Annotated in this window: 19 protein-coding genes and 2 pseudogenes; 8 read left to right on the forward strand and 13 right to left on the reverse strand. The window is 56.8% G+C overall.

The features are described from left to right. The first annotated feature begins 840 nt into the window (after positions 1–840). Together AC2GXZ_RS30990 and AC2GXZ_RS30995 are read left to right on the forward strand one after the other, a co-directional pair. Positions 841–1206 carry a hypothetical protein gene (locus AC2GXZ_RS30990; RefSeq protein WP_483763099.1) on the forward strand — a complete coding sequence of 122 codons (366 nt, stop codon included), beginning with the start codon at positions 841–843 and terminating at the stop codon, positions 1204–1206. A gap of 85 nt (positions 1207–1291) precedes the next feature. Beyond that, positions 1292–1477, forward strand: coding sequence for a hypothetical protein (locus AC2GXZ_RS30995; protein ID WP_483763100.1), 186 nt, complete (start codon positions 1292–1294; stop codon positions 1475–1477). Positions 1478–2540: 1063 nt separating this feature from the next. Here the strand turns inward: AC2GXZ_RS30995 and AC2GXZ_RS31000 are convergent. From AC2GXZ_RS31000 to AC2GXZ_RS31010, 3 genes are all read right to left on the reverse strand, one after another. Then, positions 2541–4658: a peptidase domain-containing ABC transporter gene (locus AC2GXZ_RS31000; RefSeq protein WP_483763101.1), complete on the reverse strand. Its 2118-nt coding sequence runs from the start codon at positions 4656–4658 to the stop codon at positions 2541–2543. A 5-nt stretch (positions 4659–4663) separates the two neighbouring features. Then, positions 4664–5746, reverse strand: coding sequence for a beta-barrel domain-containing protein (locus tag AC2GXZ_RS31005; protein WP_483763102.1), 1083 nt, complete (start codon positions 5744–5746; stop codon positions 4664–4666). A gap of 357 nt (positions 5747–6103) precedes the next feature. Continuing rightward, complete coding sequence (locus AC2GXZ_RS31010; protein ID WP_483763103.1) at positions 6104–6283, reverse strand: class IIb bacteriocin, lactobin A/cerein 7B family; 180 nt, start codon at positions 6281–6283, stop codon at positions 6104–6106. 264 nt (positions 6284–6547) lie between these two features. On the opposite strand from AC2GXZ_RS31010, the gene AC2GXZ_RS31015 reads away from it, so the two are divergent. Beyond that, positions 6548–7225: a LuxR C-terminal-related transcriptional regulator gene (locus tag AC2GXZ_RS31015; protein WP_483763104.1), complete on the forward strand. Its 678-nt coding sequence runs from the start codon at positions 6548–6550 to the stop codon at positions 7223–7225. Here AC2GXZ_RS31015 and AC2GXZ_RS31020 read toward each other — a convergent pair. The 4 genes from AC2GXZ_RS31020 to AC2GXZ_RS31035 all read right to left on the reverse strand — a co-directional run bounded on the left by AC2GXZ_RS31020 (position 7222) and on the right by AC2GXZ_RS31035 (position 11928). Next, a complete protein-coding gene (locus AC2GXZ_RS31020) occupies positions 7222–8886 on the reverse strand; it encodes a hybrid sensor histidine kinase/response regulator (protein WP_483763105.1) in 1665 nt (554 codons plus the stop codon). The two genes, AC2GXZ_RS31015 and AC2GXZ_RS31020, sit on opposite strands and share 4 nt — an antisense overlap. A 254-nt stretch (positions 8887–9140) precedes the next feature. Beyond that, positions 9141–10280 (reverse strand): mandelate racemase/muconate lactonizing enzyme family protein, encoded by a 1140-nt coding sequence (locus tag AC2GXZ_RS31025; protein ID WP_483763106.1) that lies wholly within the window; start codon positions 10278–10280, stop codon positions 9141–9143. 15 nt (positions 10281–10295) lie between these two features. Next, the gene (locus AC2GXZ_RS31030; protein ID WP_483763107.1) at positions 10296–11216 is read right to left on the reverse strand and encodes a dihydrodipicolinate synthase family protein; all 921 of its coding nucleotides are present in this window, start codon (positions 11214–11216) and stop codon (positions 10296–10298) included. Position 11217: 1 nt separating this feature from the next. Further along, the gene (locus tag AC2GXZ_RS31035) at positions 11218–11928 is read right to left on the reverse strand and encodes a GntR family transcriptional regulator (RefSeq protein ID WP_483763108.1); all 711 of its coding nucleotides are present in this window, start codon (positions 11926–11928) and stop codon (positions 11218–11220) included. A 326-nt stretch (positions 11929–12254) separates the two neighbouring features. Here AC2GXZ_RS31035 and AC2GXZ_RS31040 point away from each other — a divergent pair, with 326 nt between their 5' ends. Continuing rightward, a complete protein-coding gene (locus tag AC2GXZ_RS31040) occupies positions 12255–13649 on the forward strand; it encodes an MFS transporter (RefSeq protein WP_483763109.1) in 1395 nt (464 codons plus the stop codon). 761 nt (positions 13650–14410) lie between these two features. On the opposite strand, the pseudogene AC2GXZ_RS31045 reads toward AC2GXZ_RS31040, so the two are convergent. Beyond that, a pseudogene (locus AC2GXZ_RS31045) lies at positions 14411–14611 on the reverse strand (cold shock domain-containing protein); the annotation flags it as partial. A gap of 217 nt (positions 14612–14828) precedes the next feature. Here AC2GXZ_RS31045 and AC2GXZ_RS31050 point away from each other — a divergent pair. Next, complete coding sequence (locus AC2GXZ_RS31050; RefSeq protein ID WP_483763110.1) at positions 14829–15122, forward strand: DUF3892 domain-containing protein; 294 nt, start codon at positions 14829–14831, stop codon at positions 15120–15122. Between the two features lie 69 nt (positions 15123–15191). Further along, positions 15192–15428: a DUF982 domain-containing protein gene (locus AC2GXZ_RS31055; RefSeq protein ID WP_483763111.1), complete on the forward strand. Its 237-nt coding sequence runs from the start codon at positions 15192–15194 to the stop codon at positions 15426–15428. A 42-nt stretch (positions 15429–15470) separates the two neighbouring features. On the opposite strand, the gene AC2GXZ_RS31060 is transcribed toward AC2GXZ_RS31055, so the two are convergent. From AC2GXZ_RS31060 to AC2GXZ_RS31075, 4 genes are all read right to left on the reverse strand, one after another. After that, positions 15471–15683 carry a hypothetical protein gene (locus AC2GXZ_RS31060; protein ID WP_483763112.1) on the reverse strand — a complete coding sequence of 71 codons (213 nt, stop codon included), beginning with the start codon at positions 15681–15683 and terminating at the stop codon, positions 15471–15473. Between the two features lie 56 nt (positions 15684–15739). Beyond that, positions 15740–15868 carry a hypothetical protein gene (locus tag AC2GXZ_RS31065; protein WP_483763113.1) on the reverse strand — a complete coding sequence of 43 codons (129 nt, stop codon included), beginning with the start codon at positions 15866–15868 and terminating at the stop codon, positions 15740–15742. Next, the gene (locus AC2GXZ_RS31070; RefSeq protein ID WP_483763118.1) at positions 15869–16573 is read right to left on the reverse strand and encodes an EAL domain-containing protein; all 705 of its coding nucleotides are present in this window, start codon (positions 16571–16573) and stop codon (positions 15869–15871) included. Between the two features lie 753 nt (positions 16574–17326). Further along, entirely contained in the window at positions 17327–17572 is a 246-nt protein-coding gene (locus AC2GXZ_RS31075) for an ArsR/SmtB family transcription factor (protein ID WP_483763119.1), read from the reverse strand. 286 nt (positions 17573–17858) lie between these two features. Between AC2GXZ_RS31075 and AC2GXZ_RS31080 the strand changes: the two genes are divergently transcribed. Further along, on the forward strand, positions 17859–19001 hold the full coding sequence (locus AC2GXZ_RS31080) for an acyltransferase family protein (protein ID WP_483763114.1): 1143 nt from the start codon (positions 17859–17861) through the stop codon (positions 18999–19001). Between the two features lie 78 nt (positions 19002–19079). On the opposite strand, the gene AC2GXZ_RS31085 is transcribed toward AC2GXZ_RS31080, so the two are convergent. Beyond that, positions 19080–19448 carry a beta-barrel domain-containing protein gene (locus AC2GXZ_RS31085; protein ID WP_483763115.1) on the reverse strand — a complete coding sequence of 123 codons (369 nt, stop codon included), beginning with the start codon at positions 19446–19448 and terminating at the stop codon, positions 19080–19082. Positions 19449–19549: 101 nt separating this feature from the next. On the opposite strand from AC2GXZ_RS31085, the pseudogene AC2GXZ_RS31090 reads away from it, so the two are divergent. Then, positions 19550–19785 (forward strand): annotated as a pseudogene (locus AC2GXZ_RS31090) (integrase); the annotation flags it as partial. Positions 19786–20488: the final 703 nt, after the last annotated feature.

Consider the following 20488-nt stretch of genomic DNA (forward strand, 5'->3'; position numbering starts at 1 on the left):
ATGCTGAATCGATGTGCATCGGTGAGCGCAGGAGCGTATGACCAAGGCCTTGTCGATCTCTGCCGCCTGCTTCGGCTGACGGCCGCGCGGTAGACGCTTGCTAGGCAAGCCGCTCGCGCGGCTGGACGCTTTCCTCGACTATCCCTCCATTGATGGGGTCGCCTCGGATAAAAGTCGATCCCAGCCGTCTGAGCCGATGCGACATGCATTGCAACATGCAGGATGCTCTGGCACGCTGCATGGATGTTCGGGAAACAATGTCCCCCCTCGGGAAAGAATGTTAGTGACCGACCTATGACCGATGCAGAAGTCCTGGCGTTTGGATACCGCGGCCTCGGAGGCCAGATCGACGTCGTGCCAGGCCTCGATGGTCTTTGGCATTTTGAGCCACCGTCGAGCGAACCTGACCAGGCGGCCGTGTTCTGGCGCGATCGCATATTATGCTTGCCCGGAGAAGAGAAGCTCCGAGTGCTCGCAGTTCTTGGAAAAAACCCGCCCCGTGGTCAGTGAGGAAGTTTGCGAAAGCTGCGCAGGCGGCTGATCCGATCAGCATCATTTGTTCAGGAGGTGGTGCAAACTTCACCATGAAACTCACTCATGGGTCTGGACCATTGTCGCTTCCGTGAGCGGACGGCATTTCCGACCAAACGATCAAGGAGATCGGCGTCGACTTCGAGACCAGGCCCAACGCGCTGAAGGTTTTGATATCCCCTTTGCGAGCGGAATGCTTTTACAGCTGGGGGCCAGTTTTTAGGCATTGCATCCTTTCCATGGATTGTGCGTTTTCCGCTTGGTTTCCCTGGATGACATACGACACGTGAACAAATGGACAGGGATTTTATGGGCGAGATGAGAACCAGAGGTTTTAAGCGCGACGATCAGCTAGACCATATTCTGGAGTCGGACGACCAAGCTGTCAGCAATGTGGGCGCGAATAACGATCCGAGCGATCTCGAATCGGCGCGCCGAGAAATCAACTTGCTCCGCAAGGATCTATCGGACCTGCGCGAGCAGCTCGCGGCATTCAGTGATCGGGGAGAGACCGCCATTGTGGGCTCACAGGACGTCCACCCTTGGCGTCACATTGCAGCAATCATGGCAACCACCTTCATCCTCGGGAAGCTGGTGAAAAAACTTCGCCTTGGTCCAGCAGGTGCAGCAGCCGTTCCAATGATCTCGGCGCAGCTTAGCCGCAGGTTCCAGTAGCCATTCGACGGATAAAAGAACCCAATGGAGCCCGCGCCAAAAACAATGGATCCCTATGATGCTCTCGAAACGAAAGGTGACTGATATGGCCAATCCCGAAGACGACGCAAAAGGTCAGTACGCACGCTCACAAGCGGATCGGAAAGCTTCTGGCGTCCACAGCGCCAAACCGACCGTAATTACCGGCTCGGACGACGCTACGGTTCATCGTAATCCGCCAGGCAAGAAGGCCGAAAAAGATTGGGATATCAATTACGATCCAACAAAGTGAACGAGCGTAGCTTCAGACCTTTGGTGATCTGGGAGGCGAAAGTTGGATCCGCAGCCGCGCCAGCGCCGCGACGGCAGCGCCGCCGCAGAATGTAGGCACTAGGCCCCAAACTCGCGCTCGTTGAACCGGAGGCGAGGCGCGGCCAAACCAGAAGTTTTCTCGAATCTTGGCGGTGTGACAAGTCTAGCCGGCCGACATTGAATGGAGGATGCCATGGCGAAAATTAGCGAAGTTGTCGCGTCACAGGCCTGGCCGTTCCGGTTTCCACCAGACTTCGCAACACCGATGTGGGTGAAGATGGGATTGAATTCGAAAGGGATTTTCCGAGATGTAAGGAGGGCCGCATTCCGGCCCCCCGCCACAGGCTGAGGTTCAACAGAGCAGCGAGCGTCAGGGGGCCGGGAAATCGCGTTGGCCGCTTACTAGCAGCCCCATGGCCCGCAACGGCGGTAGTAATGGTGATGGTTGTTCAAGCTGGCTCCCAGGACGGCTCCACCGACGACGCCCAATGCAGCTCCGGCGACGGCGTTGTTTTCCGCCTGCTGAGCCTGCTGGCGATTGCTTTGGTAGGTAGCGCCCACGCATCTTTGATACTGTCTTGTGCCGGCTTTCAGGCCCTGTGCGTTACACGTCATCTCGGCGCTGGTTGCGGATTCTTGAGGCGTCTGGCAGGCAGACAGTCCGGCAACAATAGCGAGCGACAATGCCCCTACAATAACTTTCCGTAACATCTTTTCCCTCTCGAAAAATCTCCGTTCTGCCATCACGGCCGCATCAGTGACCGTAACCAAAGAACGCAGGATCCTTCGCATGGAGGATGACATAAGCCCAGTAGTACAGATGGACTAAGGCTCGGGGAGATAGCGGTAAGCCGATCGCAATTTGCATCCGGACCTGCTCATCATTTGATATGGAGGGGCGGGCTACAAGGCAAGATAGACAAGACGGCGGTTTACGATCCTGAGCGTACCGCCGTGGAAATATGAATGATGTTCGCGAAGCTCTTGAAGGGGTTTCTGATTTGTCGGGCCCTCTGCGAGACCGCCAATTGGAGTATTCTACGTCAGATCTCTTCCAAAGCGGTACGTTGCTGTCTGCCCGCCTCTATCCGGATTACGCGCTGAGCCTTGCGAATAAGTGCCGGCCGATGCGCAATCACGACGCGCGTGATGTCGAGCCTGCCGAGCAGATCCACGATCCGCGTCTCGCTCGCCTCGTCCAGGTTGGCCGTTCCCTCATCGAGAAGCAGCACCTTCGGCCGTCGGTACAGGGCACGGGCAAGCAGAATTCGCTGTTTCTGCCCTCCGGACAGTGCGGCTCCCATTTCGCCGACCAGCGACAAATATTGCATCGGCATGCGCATGATCTCATCATGAATTCCGGCGGCCATCGCTGCTTCGCAGACGGCGACCATGTTCAGGTCGTGATCGAAAAACGCGATATTGTCGGCGACGGTCCCGGAGATCAATTGGTCGTCCTGTGCCACAACACCGACCTGGCTGCGCCAGACCTTCCAGAGGTCAGACGTCGCCGCACGTCCGTCCAGAAGCACCTGGCCGCTGACCGGCTGATGCAGGCCCATCATCAGCTTGAACAGCGTGCTCTTGCCGCTTCCAGACGGGCCGGTAATTGCAACGAACTCGCCCGGTTCGATACTTAAGCTCAGATTGTCGAGGACGACTGCATCGCCAATTCCGTAGCTGAAGCCGACATTGCGCATTTCCAGTCCGCCTTTCACTTTGTGTTGTGGGGCGGATCGAGCGCTGACGGTCGGATCGGTCCTAGTCGTGACAATATCGGCGATCCTGCCAAGGTGAAAACCAAGGAGACGAAACTGGATTGCCTCGGAGATTAGCGACATCGTCCGGTCGCTGAACGTCTGGCGAAACGACATGAATGCGATCAGCATGCCGATTGAAAGGCCTTCGGCGTCGAGGATCTGTCTTGCCCCGAGATAGATAACGAGAACCGTCTGCATCCCTATGATGGCGTTCTGAACAAATTTTGATGTGATCTCTACCTTGCCCAGGCTTATCGACGCGCTGGTAACAGCCGCGTACTTATTCAGCCAACCGCTTTCCCTGAGGCTTTCGGCGCCCATCAGCTTGATCGTCGCCGAAGCCCGCATCGTCTCCATCAGATGCGATTGTTCCCTGGCGGACGCCAGAGCACGCCTCTCCACCTGGGCCCGCATCATCGGGTAGAATAGGAGGGACGCGGCGACCGCCAGCAGCAGCGATCCAACGACCACGCCGGCCAGAAGCGGGGAATAGACGAACAGGACCCATGCCAGAATGATCGACATCACCCCATCCACCAGAGCCGCCGCCATGCCGCGCGTCACGGCGTCCTGAACGGAATTGGTGGATTCGATCCTCGACATGATGTCGCCGATATGGCGTTTTTCGAAATAGGAAAGCGGTAGTCGGATCAAGTGCCTGACGATATTGCCGGCCACCTGATAGAGCATCATCGATCCGGTCACGCGCAAGATCCACGACCTCAATGCTTCAAGCCCACAATGAAGAACGGTCAACGCGCCGAAACCGAGTGCGAGGATCGTTAGCAGATCGTAATCGCTTCGGCCGATCGCCTCATCGACGACAAGCTGCATGTGAAAGGGCAATGCAAACGTCGCCAGCTGGTATGCGACGGAGAGCCCCAGGATCTGGAATATCGAGGGCCATAGACCTGTCAGTTTCGACCACAGGCCGGAGAGCTTCAGCGGGCTCTTGGCAACGACCGGAGTGAAGTCCTGCGCCGGGGCAAGCTCGACGGCTACGCCAGTGTAATGCACCGAGAATTCCGTCAGATCCAGGCTGCGGGAACCGAGCGCCGGGTCATGAATGACCACGCCTTTCTTGCTCACGCTCTTCAACACGACGAAATGGTTGAGGTCCCAATGAAGGATCGCTGGCAGGGTCAGTTTCCCGATCGCATCTCGCCCCACTTTCAGCGCGCGCGGCGCCAGCGACAAACTGCGTGCCAGATCCATCAGGCTCTTCAGCGTGACGCCACCGATCGATATTGGAAACCGTTGTCTAAGGCCGTTCAGATCGACATCGTGACCGTGATACCCGCCGATCATGGCGAGACACGCAAGTCCGCATTCGGCGGCTTCGGCGGCGACGATCACCGGCAGGTTTTTGCCGTTGATTGTTTTTAGCAGGTTTGCCGGCATCACACTCATCCCGAACGGCTCACGGCATAGATTGGATCGAGGAGCCATTCGAGAAGCGTCCTGCGATCGAATACGATATCGGCATTCAGCAGCATGCCAGGCTGGATCGAAATGCTTCGTCCATAGGCATCAATGGTGTCCTTCTCGAGTCTGACCTTGACGCGGAACACCGGTTCCTGAAGCTGCGCTTCCGGCATCTGGACGTCGCCCGGGCTCAGAAGAGTTGCGGATATTTCGTTGACCACGCCCTTGGCCGTACCGAATTTCTGGTAGGGAAAGGCCTGATATTTAAGTCGCACTTCCTGGCCTTCGCGAATGAAGCCAGCAGAACGGGATGGCACGTAAAGCTCGACCCCAAAACTGCTTCCGTCAGGGATCAGCACGGCGACCACTTTGCCGGCGCTGACATCTTGACCGGCAAGAACCGGCAGGGCGACCACACGTCCGCTGACGCTTGCGCTCACCCCGTAGTTGTTCTGAACGGCGATCTCGGTGCGCTTCTGCTCCAACGTGGCGAGACTGACGGCATTTTCTGCTCGTGCGGCCCTGATATCGATCGGGATCGTGGCAAGCCGTGCGTCGAGATCGGCGATCTGCCGTTCCTGGCTGAGCAGGTTGGTCCGGGCCTGCGCCGCTTCCCGTTGTGAATCGAGCGTCGCCAGTTCGGCCGTCTCGACATCCTGCTTGTTGCTCACCCCGCGGTTTGACAGGGCGCTGACACGTCCTGCGCGGCGCACCAATATCGTGTTCTGTTCTGCCATCGCCTTCAGTTGCTGCTCCAGTTGCTCAGCCTCTCGAACAAGGGCCGCTCGCTGGCTTCTAACCTGCTCGGATTCGGCCTGCAGTTTCTGAATTTGTGCGTCGGTGGAATTCTTCGTCGCCTCGATTTGTACCGCCAACTGCCGGGCAAGTTCGGTCCCCGAGTTTCCGTTCTCCAGGGCCGATGAGAGGCTGAGGGTGAGAAGTTTCTGCCCCTTGGTTATGCTGTCGCCCTCGCGGACGGAGATCGACTCGATTGAGCCGCCCTGCCGAGCCATGATACGTATCAGGCCGCCCTCAGGAATAACCCAGCCTGGCACCGTTTCCATGCGGGCATACCGCGTTGCCGAGAGAAAGATCAGGGCGGCCAGGACTATGCCGACTGCTAGAAAAGACAGAATCCTTGTCGACACCGGTTGCGCAAGCAGAACCTCTCCATCCAGACGCTGGCGCTGGAATGCAACAGCCTGTTCTCTGAAGACTGTCCGTGGAGTGTCTTGGGGATTGGTCGGTTTATGAAGCATATTTTAACGTGCTAGCGGTGTCATGCAAAGGAGGCCCTGCCGGCCAGGCCAAATTCTGCCCTGTCACACGATGCCGGGTCCTGCGAAGGGCGTGGCCGAAGCCGCGTGACGGATGTGTCACCGGGCCCGACCGGCTTCGCGTCAGGCCCGGCGCCGAGGCTTTTACTGGGCGCAGATTTCGCGTTGCGCGACCGCAAGGCCGATCTGTGTCGCTGCCCACACGACGCCGATGACGATCGGAAGGAAGCCGCCGGAAACGTCGTTGATCTCGCTGTCCGAGAGCTCCGAGAACTCAAGTTCCTGGTCGATCAGATTGCTGTTCATCGTGTCCATATTGGTCATGTTACACTCCTGTCCGTATTGGTAATGACGTTTGACGAACGGGCGACCACGTCGCATCGCGCCCCCCGACAAACGCATGGAAGAAGTGGCACCGCCTTTGAAAGCTGACAATTAGCACATATGCACTACTGGCCGGCGGCCACCACAAGCGCTAGGCAGGGAAGCCCATGATATGTGGGTCTACGCAGTTGACAACGGTGGCAAGCGCCGGCTGTAGACGGGTTCGCCAACAGCAGTAACAGATAATGCTTGAGGAAATATTGAATGGAAGGCAACGGTAAAAGCATATCGGAAGGCGATATCGTTATTGTTGATGACCATCCCGTGTTCCGTGATGGACTATCCGCCCTCGTTCACAAAACCTGGCCAAGAATGAGGGTTCTGACGACCGAAACGCTTGAGGACGGAATTGAGGCCGCTCGATCGTGCGCAAAGCCGCCGCTCATGCTCGTCGTCGATCTCTTCTTCGCACGCAAAAGTATCCGGGCAGAACTGCCCAGCCTTCGCGCCGAGTTCAACCGAACGACAATCGTTGTGATATCGATGGCCGACGACAATGCTACGGTCGACAGCGCCTTGTCTGCAGGCGTCAATGGCTTCATAAGCAAGTCCGTCGCACCGACGGAAGTCATCGCTGCCCTGCAGGCTGTGATGGACGGCGAGATCGTCGCAAAGCTGCCCTCCCTGACCACAATCGATGCAACCCACGCACCGTCCGCACTCAGCGTCCGACAGCTTGCGGTTCTGAAACTTCTTGCGCAAGGCAAATCCAACAAGGAGATCGCGCTAGCGCTGGGGATTTCGCCGTTCACCGTCAGAATTCATCTATCGGCCGCGTTTCGAGTGCTCGGGGTCACCAGCCGCACTGCGGCACTCGCCAAGGGAATTAGCGAAGGTATTCTCGAACACGTAACCTATCCGATCGACGACGTTGACGCCTAATCCGCTATTTCCGCGGCTTCCATCGCCATGGATACGACGACCGATCTCAATTCCGTCGGTCTGACGGGCTTAGAAAGGACAGGAACGGTCTGATCGGGCAGTTCCTCGCGTACGCGCCCGACATCGTGGCCAGTGAGGATGATTGCAGGGACAGGCCAGCCGCTCTGCGCTCGAACACGGTCGATGCAATCCGTCCCAGTCTGTTTGCCCCCGAGGTCGTAGTCGGTGATCAGCAGATCGCATTCTGTCTTGGTGGGGATCGAAGGCTCAGCCTGGACGTCGCAGCCCCACTTTCGCAGAAGACTGGCCGTTGCCACCATGACGTCATGGTCATCTTCCACCAATAGGATCCTCAGGCCGGCAATGACCGAAGGCGCTACCGGCTCTACCTTGGTCGCTGGTCGCGACGGCCGATCGACGATTTGTAGCCCTTTCACCTGCACGCGCGTGCCCCGGTGTACGACCGAGTGCAGGCTGACATCCAACTTCAACAGTTTTGCCAACCGCCGCACGATCGGCAGTCCCAGGCCCACGCCTTCGACGTCGCGATCGCCGCGCTCTCTTATCTGGTAAAATTCATCGAAAATCATCTTTTGATGCTCTTCGGAAATCCCGGGGCCCTGATCACACACTTCGATCGAGATCGACGAGCCGCGCCGACGGCATCCGATCAGGATTGCCGACCCCGGGGCATATTTGATTGCATTACTCACCAGGTTCTGCAGGATCGTCGTCAACAAGCCCCGATCTGTCCGAATATGGTCTGAGCGCTGGACCACTTTAAGCTGGCATCCGGCGCGTTGAGCAAGCTCGCCGTTGGTTCGCACAACGTCGTCGATCACATCGGCTATCGAAACTATTTCCAGTTTCGGGATGACTTTGCCGCTGTCCAAGGTGGACACATCCAGCAGCGATTTGAACAGACGTGAAACGCTGACGAGGGAGCGATCGATATTTTCGACCATTTTTACCTCGTCCAAGCCCAAGCCAGCCTCACGCAGACATGCTGTAAACAAGCTGATGGCGTGGATCGGTTGACGCAGATCATGGCTCGCCTGGGCCAAAAAGCGCGATTTTGAAAGGCTTGCCTCGCGCTCCGCTTTGTACGCCTCCTGCAGCCTTTTCAGCAAAGTATGCACGTAAACTGGCATGAGGATGGCGGTTGAGCCCAGCGTCAGTCCTAAAAAGGGATTTCCGCGCCAATAGCTGTTGAAGAGTGTCGTGAGAGCGATCGAGGTCACCGCCATGATCGTCGCACCCCACAGCGACGCCACTCCATAGCGAAGGCCGTGGCCAACGATAGCGCAGATTGCAAAAGTGAAGAATATGCTTTCCTCGGCGCCTCCAACGACCATCGCAAGCGTAATCGCAGCATAGTCATGCGCCATGACCAGCCAATGCCGCCAGCCTTTCCCAGCATCGCCCATGCGGACGGCGACCAAAAATCCGATCGAAAACACAAGTGAAAGTGCCCCGGGTATGAACAGCCACTTGGTCTCCGGCCCGGCAAAGCCGACAGCCAGTCCAACGGCGACATAGCCAATCATAAATGTAATTGATCCAACTCTGAGAATGGCATGAACCATATCAGTGTTGACGTTGTCGACCAATCCAAGCTTAAACAAACTCAGCCCTCGGTATTCCCATTCGAAACGAAACACCTGCTATATCTAGACTGATCGTTCAAGTGCTGCCCCTATCTTGCAACTTACCGGATTGGCCCGCCGCGGCGGTGCGAGGCACTGCGTACCCGCAGCGCCTGCGTCTTTCGCAAAGCTAAAGCGCTGGTCATCCGGCCATATGCCGCCGCTCCACGGCACGGAAGTTCTGGCGAAGGCTTGAGAACCAAGACGAAAAGTGTTTTCGCTCCGTCACAGACGAACGGGCAGCCATGCTTGCAGACAGTCCGATGCCGTCAAGCATAGGCCGTCGAACCATCCGGCTTGCGCGTGACCTTGCGTTCCCAATGGACATAATCGTCGGTCGCGAGAACCTTTTCGTCGATTTCGACACCCCAGCCGGGCCGATCCGGGCGCAGCTCCATATGACCGTCAACCGGCATATAGGGGTCCAGCGCCCAAGGCGCATGCACATGCGGCTTGAATTCGAGGATCTGGAAATTCGGCTGCGCCGCGCAGAAATGGATATTCACGGCAGTCGCAAGCGGTCCCATCGGATTGTGCGGAGCGACAGTGACGTAATGCGCTTCCGCAAGCGTTGCGATGCGGCGCATTTCGGTAACACCGCCGACGACGCAGATATCCGGCTGGATGATATCGGCCCCCTGAGCCGACAGCAGCGACAGGAACTCGAACCGGTTATAGAGCGACTCACCGGTCGCCAGCGGCGCGTTCACCTTCGACTTCAACTCCCGCCAGGCCGGAATATGTTCGGGCCGAAGCGGTTCTTCGTAGAAGAGCGGATCATTGGGGGCGATCGCAGCGGCAAGCTGCACGGCCTTGTACGGTTCGAAAATCTTCGCATGCGCATCGAAGGCGAATTCGAAATGCGACGGGCTGATCTCGCGGATCTTGCCGAACCAGTCACCGGTTTCCCTGACCAGCTCGCCCCAGCGCCCCGAATGCAGATCGCGACGAAACGGGCTGAGCTTGAACGCCGTATACCCGTATTTCTCGTTGAGCTCGAACGACTGCTCGAGAAGCTGCGCAGGGTCCGGGGCAGAATAGACGCCGCAATAAACGCGTACCCGATCCCGCACCTGACCGCCGAGAAGCATGTAGACCGGCAGCCCTGCGGCCTTGCCGGCGATATCCCACAATGCGTGGTCGATCGCGGAAATCGCGGCAAGGCCGAGGGCTCCGGGAGGAAAGCGGCATTGCTGGTTGAGTTTCAGGATGAGAAACTCGACGCGGCGCGGGTCCTCGCCCTCGATCTGGTGGAAAAGATAGTCGAGAAGCGGCGGCAAAGCCCAGTCCGGGCCGTGATTGTAGCATTCGCCCCAGCCGGAAATGCCTTCGCTCGTCTCAATCTTCAACAACAGCCGCGGACGTTCGTCGACGCGCTGCATGTACGTCTTTATTCCTGTGATATGCACTTTCAAATTCTCCGGTCAGGCAGCGAGCGCTTCGGCTTTCACATGGTCGACAACGCCGCGTAGGATGCGGCGTTCTTCGTCGTTAAGGGCAACGACCCCCGGCAGACGCACCGGCCCGACATCGGTGCCGAGCATGCCGAGCGCTTCCTTCACCACCGTGACATTCGCACCATTGTTGTATTTGGTGCGCAGCGCCTCGAAACCGGAAATGCCGTCGATCAGGCGGCGGGCAGTGGCATAATCGCCCTTTTCCAGCGCCTGATGGATAGCGTGCGAACGTTCTGGGAAAACGTTGACGAGGCCGGAAGTGAAGCCCCGCGCGCCGATAGCGTAAAAGGCCGGCGCCCAACCTTCCGCAAGTCCACAGACCCAGATTGCCGGTGCGTCATAGGTCGAACGGATCACGTCCGAAAGCAGCATCAGGTTTGGCGATGCGAACTTGATGCCGGCGATGTTGGGATGCAGCGCGAGCCTGCGGAAATCGGCGACCGAAAAGCCGTCGCTGCGTACATAGGCGATGACGGGGACCGTCGAGAAATCAGCGAGATCGAGAAAATAGCTCGCCTGATAGGAAGGCCCTGCGAACGGGTCCATCGGATGATGTCCCATGATCGCGTCCGCGCCGGCGGCGATGGCATCCTTGGCGAGCGCCTTGGCTTCCATCAGCGAACGGCCGACGGCAGCACTCACCAGCGCCTTGCCGGCAGCAGCTTCGATCGTGGTACGATGAACAAGCCGCACTTCGTCCATCGTCAGGGTGAAGAACTCGCCCGTATTGCCGGCGGCCATGAGATTGTGGACCTTTGCCGCGGCCAGACGCCGGATCAGCTGGCCGAGCTTTTCGGCATCGACGGCCCCATCCTTGAGATAGGGCGTGACCGGGACGCCCGAGATGCCCTTCAGAGCCGTCCGCACGGCTTCAAGCTTGTCGCTCACGTCAGATATCCTCCTGCTTTCCAAATACGATATTGAGATAGGTATCGCCGGACCTGACCACGTGATCGCGCATCAGGCGCTCGGCGAGATCGGCATCGCCACTAATGATGGCCTTGGCGATACCGAGATGCTCCTCAAGCGCCTTCTGGCGCTCTGCCGGATCGAGATGAATGACACGGCGAATGCTCGCATCGTAAAACTGCTGCCGCTCGATCAGCTTGGCGAGATAGGTGCAACGGGACCCATGATGGATGTGGTCGTGGAACATCTCGTTGAGCTCGATCAGACGATCGGCATCCCCGGAGGCCGTCGCCTTCTTCATTAGGTCCGCAACGGATTGCAGCTCGACCTTGGTCTGTTTGTCGATCCGTTTGGCGGCCAGATGGGCGATCATCGATTCAAGCGCCGCACGCGCCAGGATCATTTCCTCGGCCCATTGGCTGCTGAACCGGATAACGATGCCGCGCCGCGGCAAAGCCTCGACAAGGCCTTCGGTCTCCAGCTGCCGCAAGGCTTCCTTGACCGGCGTCGTGCTGACCCCGAACTGTTCGGCCAGCCCGCGCTCGTTCAGCTTTTTACCGGTCTCAAAGCTGCCAGACAGGATGGCGCTTCGCACGGTGCGATAGACGTGGTCGCGCACCGTCACCTGAAAGGCGGGATCGATTTTCGCGAATTGCGCGGCGCGGCGCGTGCTCTGATCAGTTTCAGCCATTTTTCTCAAAATTCGTTGACGTCCCATTTTTTGTGTGACATCTGGTATATCAGATTTCAGCCAATTGTCGATATTTAAATTGGTGGGATCGAGAGACGAGGTTGAGGAGCCTTGGGGAGGATCGTTCGATATGAATAGATATTTCACGGACAAGTGCGCGGCCGTCGGTCGGGCGCCGAGAGCGCCTCTTCACACCGTTTTCCCCTCAAGGTTCCGCAATGTCTTCGTCGGTGAAACACCCGCGCGCCCAACAGACAGCGTTTCAGCGCAGCTCCGGAGCGCATCGCTGCTCATAATATTCGAACATTCTTTGAAAGGTTCTGCAGATGGCAACAACAGCTTCTGAACCCCTCGGCGTGCCGCGCGCAGGCTACCAGCGGTTCATCGTCCTCGCCCTGATCACCGTCATCCTTGCCGTCAGCACGGGAGACCGGGCGACCCTCTCTGTGGCGGGACCGGGGATCGCAAAGGATCTCGGCATCAGCGCCGTGAACATGGGCTGGCTTTTTTCAGCCTTCTCCTGGAGCTATTTCATCGCTCAGGTGCCTTCCGGTTACATCGTCGACCGCACCGGCGCCAAGATGGCCATGCTGATCTCGCTGGCCGGCTGGTCGATTGCGATCACACTGGTGAGCGGCGTCAGTTATGTCGCCTTCCCGGTCGTCGCACTTTACGCGCTGCGTTTCATCCTTGGCCTTCTCGAAGGTCCGGTGACTCCAGCCTCGGCGCGCATCATTGCCGCCTGGTTCCCGTCCGCCGAACGCGGCGTTGCAGGCGCGATCTTCAATTCAGCGCAATATCTATCGCTTGCTATCTTCACGCCGCTGATGGGCGCATTGTTCCATTATCTCGGCTGGGAACACATCTTCACCGTCATGGGGGGGCTCGGGCTCATCCTCGCCATCGTCTGGACGGCGTTCTATTACGCGCCGAGCCGCCATCCGCGAGTAACGCCGGAGGAAATCGCCTATATCAAGGCCGGCGGCGCGCTGACAGACGTCGGCTCAGAGGCGTCGAATAGCCAGGAAGCACAGCTTTCGACCCGCACGATTGCCAAGCAGATCCTCACGAACCGGATGCTGGTCGGCATTTTTATCGCGCAATATTGCATTGCCACACTCTCGACCTTCTTCATCTCCTGGTTCCCGAGCTATCTCGTGCAGGAGCGACATTTCTCGATGCTGCAGGCCGGCTTCGTCGCATCGCTGCCCGCCATCTTCGGCTGCATCGGCGGCGTCTCGACCGGGTTCTTTTCGGACTGGCTGCTGCGCCGCAGCGGCTCGCTCAGCCTTGCCAGAAAGGTCCCGATCACCATCGGCCTTTGCCTCAGCGCCTGCATCATCCTGTGCAACTATACCGAGGTGAACGCGATCGTCGTTGCGATCATGTGCGCCGCCTTCTTTGGCAAGGGTTTTGGCGCGCTTGGCTGGACGGTTGTCGCCGACACTGCGCCGAAGGAGGCAATCGGCCTGACCGGCGGCCTGTTCAATGCGGCCGGCAGCGTCGGCGGCGTGATCACACCGGTTGCGATCGGCTATATCATCGATGGCACCGGCTCATTCCACGGCGCGCTGCTTTATGTCGGCCTGCACGTCATCGGCGCCGTGATCAGCTACTGGGTGATCGTCGGGCCGATTGAGCGGTTTAGGATTTCCGGCCCTCAATCGGTGAGTATTTCGGGTAATGCGTCCCTTGAAAGCGCTGAAGCTCACAGTCATTAAGTTACAGTGATCGGACTTATGACGCTGTGCTCACCTCATGGGTGGAAGTCACGCTAAACTATCAATTCCTCGCATGCATATACTGGCGAAAGACGACATCCATTTTGTCATTCCCGAGGCAACAGAATGACAAAAGTCTTATCTCGAAATATGCCTGCTAGGTGGGGGGGGGGCGGTGCGTCTTACACGGCGCGCCGCTCACTTTGCCAAAGGCTGAATTGACAATCCATTCGAAGTTGAAACTTCATCGACACCATCCGGCTGGATAGAGCTCAGTGGAACGTTGTGTCTATGCAGTCGACCCTCTCACCTGCTGCAAAGAGACCACTGAAGTGGTAAGTCATAGCGACGGTCATCATGGCCGAGATTGAGCACGATCATTTCTTTGCCTGCTCCAGCCGTAACGCTCTCAGCCGTGCGGTCTTTTCGTCCCGCGCAGTCTTTTGCAAAGCAATCGTCATCGCGGCGGCTTCGTCCGTCTCTTTCGCACGATCATCCTTGTTGCGGCGTGGCGACCGCGGTTTTTGCGGTTGTTTCATAGTCAGTGAATTGGCGCAAGCTGCAGCGGCGTCAATGGCCGTTCAAGAACTGAGACCACCAGACATCGGCACCAAAGCGATTGCGCTCAAGACGGGCTTTTGCACTGGCACCGCGTGCGGTCTTTATCGCCTTCGAAGGCCCCATTCTTTTTCAAACTCCGTTTCTAAATCCGAGCTCATGCCGACGGCGTTTGGTCGCTGTTGTTTCGCAACGGGTTTTGGAGCCAGGGAGAGCCCTTCTGCAAAGGACTTTCCGTTGCGAGAGCCGATAGAATACTGGAGGGACGTGCCGGCTTCCAGGGTGGGCAGATTTGCTTCCTGAACCTTCGTCAGATGCAGGAATAAATCCGCACCCCCGTCATCCGGCGTAATGAAGCCGTAGCCCTTGCTGACGCTGAACCATTTCACCTTGCCGACGGGCATTCAATTTCCTTTCGTATGCATGTCACGACTTTGCCAGTGACACCACCCTTAGGCAACCTTAGCGGCACGTGTTTCTGTTTGCCCTATCAGGGACGTGAACAAACAACAGGGGCAAAACGTTATCGGGCAAACAAAAAAGGTCGCCCCAACCGCGAATGGCTCTGCGCGATACCTGGAGATCCTCTCGGAAGGGTCTCATGGCAGTTGGTGAAGGGCAATGAGCTACAGGCTGCGTATTCAATGCGTGCAGAAGGCAGAGGGTCTCGATGAGTATGAGCAGATCACTCATGTCGGGGGTGCCGGTTCCGCCCGGTGGAGGCTCTCGGTCGAGGACGTGATCCGCCAGATCCGGGATGGCGAACGCGAGTTTTTTGTCGAGCGGCCGATTGGCGACGAAGTCGACATCGTTGTCGCCGTCAGCCCTTCTGGCAAAAAATATCTCATGACCCTGGCAGATCTCCACACTCCGGATACCCTTTTGAAGCTTCCGCCTTGCAGGCCGGACGAGTGAAGTTCCACGGCTTATGGAACAATTATTCGTGAGCTGGGTTTTCCAGACGACGTCTCTGGAGGATAGACGATGAGTGATCGTTGGGAGCAGGAAGTGACCGTCGAACTTGATGGTGAGGTGCGGTTGATCGCCAGCACAATGGATGCCGCTGATTGTCTGTTTACCTGTATGGCCGATACGCAGGGATCCGAATACGACAAGGCGATGCAAAGTTTTGCCGACGTGTTTGATGGGCGTGAGCCGCCGGAGTCCGCACGCAATGCATTCCTCCAGGTTATATATTGCGCGGGTAATCGTCCGTCCTAACGGATACCAAGGTATGCCCTCCCCTCGGACGGGCCGGCCGCCTCAGCGTTCTTCAACGATATTGTCGACGACCAGCCTCAACGTCGCCTTGTCCCGGCGACCTTTCTGCATCTGTTGAACGAGGATGAGCGCCAAAGCCTCGGCGTCTTTACTGGTTTTTGGGATACGATGACCATCGCAAGCCTCGTCGAAGATCTCGCGAAGCAGGGCGATATCGTCCGAAAGAAGGGGCTCTCTGACACGGGCTGTGGACATAGGTATCTCCAACGCAACAGGGTACGATCCGGTGTAGTTCGTTGTTCGAGCTCTGATTAAGTGTCGGAGCTTGCCTTGACCTTGCTTGTTCGGATAAAGCGCGCCTCGAACTCGCGTGCCGGCATAGGTTTGCCAAACAGGTAGCCCTGCACCTCGGCGCAGGTTTCTTTCTTGAGGAAATCCAACTACTCTTCCGTCTCGACCCCTTCGGCAATCACCTCCATTCCGAAACTGCGGCCGAGATAGATGACCGCTTTGACCACAGCCGCATCTTCCGGATCGGTTGTTACATCCCGAATGAAACTGCGATCGATTTTGAGACGTGTGACGGGATAGCGCTTGAGGAGGCTGAGCGAAGCGAAACCCGTGCCATAATCGTCGAAGGCCAGTCCGACTCCGAGGGACCTGAGCTCCTGCAGAAGTCGCAGCGTACTGTCGTCGTTCCGCAACAGGATGTTTTCGACGATTTCGAGCTCCAGCGATGCCGCGGACAGACCGGTATCCGCCAACGCCTTTTCGACGACGCGGGCAAGCTGGCCGGTTCTAAACTGCGCCTCAAACAGGTTGACGCCAATGCGGAAGTTCGGGATTGACCGCTGCCAGCCTGCCGCCTGCGCGCAAGCCGTTCGCAGGATCCATTCACCAATCCCGGGCGCCGACGGCTTCTGGCTGAGCACGTCGATGAACGAGACGGGGCTCAGAAGGCCGCGTGTCGGGTGGTTCCAACGGATCAGCGCCTCGGCGCCGCTGATCGCGCCAGTCTCAGTGTGAAGCTGCGGCTGATAATAGAGTTCGAACTCACCGTGTTTTCGAAGGCCTGGCGCCGTTCCAGCTCGAATGCCCGACGGGCGATGGCGACTTGCCGGAACGCTGGCTCGAACATCTCCGATCGTCCCCTGCCCGCGGCCTTTGCCTTGTGGAGCACGAGATCTGCAGACCCAAGCAGCTCGTCATCCCGCTGGCTGTGATCCGGGGTACCTGCGCGGTCTCTTCATTCGGCAAGCCCAACTCCGAAAGAAGGGCTGGCCGATCTTGTTGCGCGGGATTATTGTTAGCCAGCGATGGAGGTCGCAAGGGGGAAATTCGATAATTGACACTATGGTCGGATTCATGATCGCTGCCGAACTGTCGGCACTCTTCTGGGCGGGTTTTTTCTTATTCGTCCTTTAGCAGAACCGGTACGGTCAGCGATAAGCTTTTCATTCTCAGCCGGGCGCGTTCCGGCGGACGCGAGCATGAGCTGTCATCCGTCGTGGCGGTTTCGCCGGGCGATGTCGTGGGTGTCCAAAAGGCCGAGAAGCGTCAAAGCGTCATCAAAACGGCAATGGGTCAAGAAAGTGCCATGAAACTCGGCGAGGGCGCCGGTGAAAATGTCGCAACGGTTCAAAAGTCGTCATGACCATTTTTGCTCAGGCTGTATCGGGTTGTATGAGTTCCAGGCATTGAACTCCACCTATCAGATCTCGAATGCCTTGCAGTCAGGGAGCAAGGCCCGAAAGTCGGGCTAACGAACCTTCCGCACTTGCCTCACCGGTCCGCTTTGGGAACAAACCGGCATTGACTACGTAGTTTTAATAATCAGACCGACATCGGTAAAGGCTTTTTCGGACGCTCTGAGATATCTGACAATTCGCTGCTCGTGACTACCGACGTGTCAACTTGGATAAGGCGTCGAGGATTTTCAAAACTTTCTCATCGTTGCACGCATAGTAAATCGTTTGTTTGCGCCGCCTCGTCTGCACGACTGCCGCCTTTCGCAGTTGCCCGAGATAATGGGAGAGAAGCATCCTTGGCAGGCCGAAATGGTCGCTTACCTCATTCACCGACCATTCTCGTTCAGACAAGGCGATAAGGAGTTTCAGCCTCGTGGGGTTCCCCATAATTGACAGGAGCTTCGCCGCCGCAGCGACATCAAACCGAGGAGCGACCGCATCTTCAACTCACAAACCTCGTAGGTCTTCCTCGAAGCAAATCTCATAGCTGCCAGTTCCAGATCCGTATTGATATCATCACGAACACTGGACCGAACAATATCCCGTTCACGTTTTGCTTTCGGGCAAGGCCGACAGCAGTCTCACTGCCTGTCTAAAACTAGATTAAACATCAATAATTATTTTAAGACGGCGTAAATATTCTTATGGTTGTGTAGTTCCCATCGGGCGGGGGCGCGAAATCATGAACGACATTAGTCTCAATGGGCGACGTTACGACATCGACGCATTGCGCGTCTTCTGTTTCGGCACCGTCATCATTTATCACACGAGCCTGGTCTACGGAACCGGGACGTGGCTCGTTAATTCGGATGAAAGTAGCCGGTTAATTGATCTGATTGCCATCGGCTCCCATCCCTGGCGCATGAGCTTGCTGTTTTTCATATCAGGGCTGGTTACGACATCACTACTTAAGCGAAAGTCCGTCGCGGAAATCCGCAAAGCCAGAACGCAGCAGCTTCTACTGCCATTTTTCTTTGGAATTTTTTTCGTCGTTCCTCCGCAGATTTTCTTGTCCGACATCAATCCCTTTCCAGAGCTATCTTATTGGGAGTTCTGGAAATTTTACGTCGTCTCGGGCCTACGGTTGGAACACATGTGGTTCCTGGCTTACCTCTGGATCTATATATATATCTGGTCGATCACATTTCCTTTGATCGGCAGACATTGGTCAACACTGTCGGCGGCTCTTTCATCTTCTCTTAAAGGTGCGAACCTCTTCGTTGTGCCAATACTTTTTCTTTCGATCCTAAGGCTGTGGCTTTACCCCATTTTTGGAGAAAGCCTCACCATCACAAGCGATTTCTACGCCCACGCGCTTTATCTCTCTATGTTTGTGACTGGCGCACTGTTGATGGATGAGCCGAAGTTTTGGAGTGAGATTGATCGGCAAAGATGGACAGGCTACGGTCTCGCAATCATATCTTTTTCCGCCCTCATATTTGTGGTCGTCACTATACCCCGGGAGCAGTGGCCAGATCAGCTTTTAACAGGGGTGCGCGTTCTCAGGACGATCTTTCAATGGAGTGCCATCGTTTCGTTGTTGGCGTTCGCCGCACGGTTTGCCAATCGCCCTAGTCGCTCTGTCGCGTATTTCAACAAATCCATAATGACCTACTACGTCGCCCATCAGACAGTGATCGTGGTTTTGGCATACTGCGTCTCAAAAATGGGTTTGCTTTATATGGGATCTTTCGTACCGATCCTCATCACTACTGTACTGGCATGCGCGCTGATCGCCGGACTGAAAAAGCTTATCGTCGCATACTTCGGCCATCTGATTTCGAATTTTACGACTCTCAGAAACGCGCCTCGTAATCTATCCTAGGCTACTAGGACCCTATCAGCGCAGCAAATAACGAGCGCGCGCTTCGAGCCAGGCCCAGACCCAGACCCATAGAGAACACTATTCCTCACGCATTGCCCTCGCGGGTTGATCAGCCAACGGTTTCACGAGATAGGACAGCGCAGATCGGTCGCCCGTTTGGATAAACGCTTCGGTCGGCATGCCGGCGACCAGCGTGAGTTTCCCGAGACGTTCAAGTTCGTCACGCGGAATGTGAACTCGCGCCGGGTACCAGGCTTCTCCGGTCTGTGGGTTCGAGACTAGGTCGGCAGCAACGGCCGCGACAGTTCCATAAAGCTCTGGTGTCGTCCACTGGTTGAATGCCGAAAACCTCAGCGTCACAGATTGACCTGTCGACACCTGATTAGTGTCGGACGGCTGCAGTCGTGCCTCCACGACGAGCTCATCCTGCGTCGGGACGATGAGCATCACCGTCTCACCCGCGGGGATAACGCCACCAACGGTGTGAACGGCGAGTTCATGAACCACACTTTCTTGCGGTGACAGAATGTCGATGCGGCTCAATTGGTCTGACGGGACAAGGCCAAGCAGTTGGGCCAGAACGGCTGAATGACAAGGGAGTGCCTCGGCCGGCGTTCGCGGTGATCTCAGCGAGATAGAAATGTCGTTCAAGTTTTCTGTCCACTCGCTGCGGGCTGGGCTCGCCTCCTCGGCCTATGCCGATGAGTCCTACGTACAGAAGCAACTTGGGTACGCATCAGCAGAGATGACACGCAGATATCATGCGCCATCAATGCATGGCTGACCAAACCGCATCTTCTGGCGACACGCGATGCCGGTAAAATCCTTACGATCGAAGAGGCCAGTTTAAAGCGAAGGCGCTTGGCCACGAATCTGCCACTTGGGCCGACGGGAAGCTGTCGGCATATTACGTTGACTACTCGAACAGTTCCGAGTGCGTACTCCCTGACGAAAACGATGCTATTGCACTCAATTGCGTCAATCAGAAAGAAATCGCCGCGAAAACGAGGCAAAGGTCATTTCTCGCTCTCGACGAAGCTGCAGGGTAGAATTTCGAAGGTCACATCCGCCGACGCAACATTCCTCGGTGCGTCGAGGATCTACTATTTCATCTTCACTAGAACCAGGAAACACGATGTCGAGAATCAGCGTCGGAGAGCAGGATTATGTTTGAATCTTACCCGACATCCATTTTCCGCGCCGGTTGGACGTGCCAAATCTCAATGGAACGATCTTTGCCTGTAGAGGGGCTTTTTTAGAGCATAACGAAACCTTGGTCACCAGTTGCAAAGATGTGACTCGATGTCGCGATTGTGCATTTTGTTATTTTGCAGTGCAGAATTGTCTTGCGGCTGCCTTCACTCCTCATCTTATATCTGTCTGTTTTTATTGACGTTCTGATTCGCTTCGAGGGGGCTCATGCGTTTCTATTCTGTTCGTTCTGCAGCTTTTGCTGCCACGGTATCGCTTTGCTTTTTTTCTGGATC

The sequence above is a fragment of the Aliirhizobium sp. YIM B11859 genome (assembly GCF_057163345.1).

Bases quoted from the DNA above. Each gene is read 5' to 3' on its own strand.
- AC2GXZ_RS31000 (WP_483763101.1), bottom strand. From the start codon at position 4,658: ATGCCGGCAAACCTGCTAAAAACAATCAACGGCAAAAACCTGCCGGTG.
- AC2GXZ_RS31055 (WP_483763111.1), top strand. From the start codon at position 15,192: ATGAGTGATCGTTGGGAGCAGGAAGTGACCGTCGAACTTGATGGTGAG.
- AC2GXZ_RS31010 (WP_483763103.1), bottom strand. From the start codon at position 6,283: ATGACCAATATGGACACGATGAACAGCAATCTGATCGACCAGGAACTT.
- AC2GXZ_RS31085 (WP_483763115.1), bottom strand. From the start codon at position 19,448: ATGCTCATCGTCCCGACGCAGGATGAGCTCGTCGTGGAGGCACGACTG.
- AC2GXZ_RS31005 (WP_483763102.1), bottom strand. From the start codon at position 5,746: ATGGAAACGGTGCCAGGCTGGGTTATTCCTGAGGGCGGCCTGATACGT.
- AC2GXZ_RS31040 (WP_483763109.1), top strand. From the start codon at position 12,255: ATGGCAACAACAGCTTCTGAACCCCTCGGCGTGCCGCGCGCAGGCTAC.
- AC2GXZ_RS30995 (WP_483763100.1), top strand. From the start codon at position 1,292: ATGGCCAATCCCGAAGACGACGCAAAAGGTCAGTACGCACGCTCACAA.
- AC2GXZ_RS31060 (WP_483763112.1), bottom strand. From the start codon at position 15,683: ATGTCCACAGCCCGTGTCAGAGAGCCCCTTCTTTCGGACGATATCGCC.
- AC2GXZ_RS31015 (WP_483763104.1), top strand. From the start codon at position 6,548: ATGGAAGGCAACGGTAAAAGCATATCGGAAGGCGATATCGTTATTGTT.
- AC2GXZ_RS31080 (WP_483763114.1), top strand. From the start codon at position 17,859: ATGAACGACATTAGTCTCAATGGGCGACGTTACGACATCGACGCATTG.
- AC2GXZ_RS31035 (WP_483763108.1), bottom strand. From the start codon at position 11,928: ATGGCTGAAACTGATCAGAGCACGCGCCGCGCCGCGCAATTCGCGAAA.
- AC2GXZ_RS30990 (WP_483763099.1), top strand. From the start codon at position 841: ATGGGCGAGATGAGAACCAGAGGTTTTAAGCGCGACGATCAGCTAGAC.
- AC2GXZ_RS31050 (WP_483763110.1), top strand. From the start codon at position 14,829: ATGAGCTACAGGCTGCGTATTCAATGCGTGCAGAAGGCAGAGGGTCTC.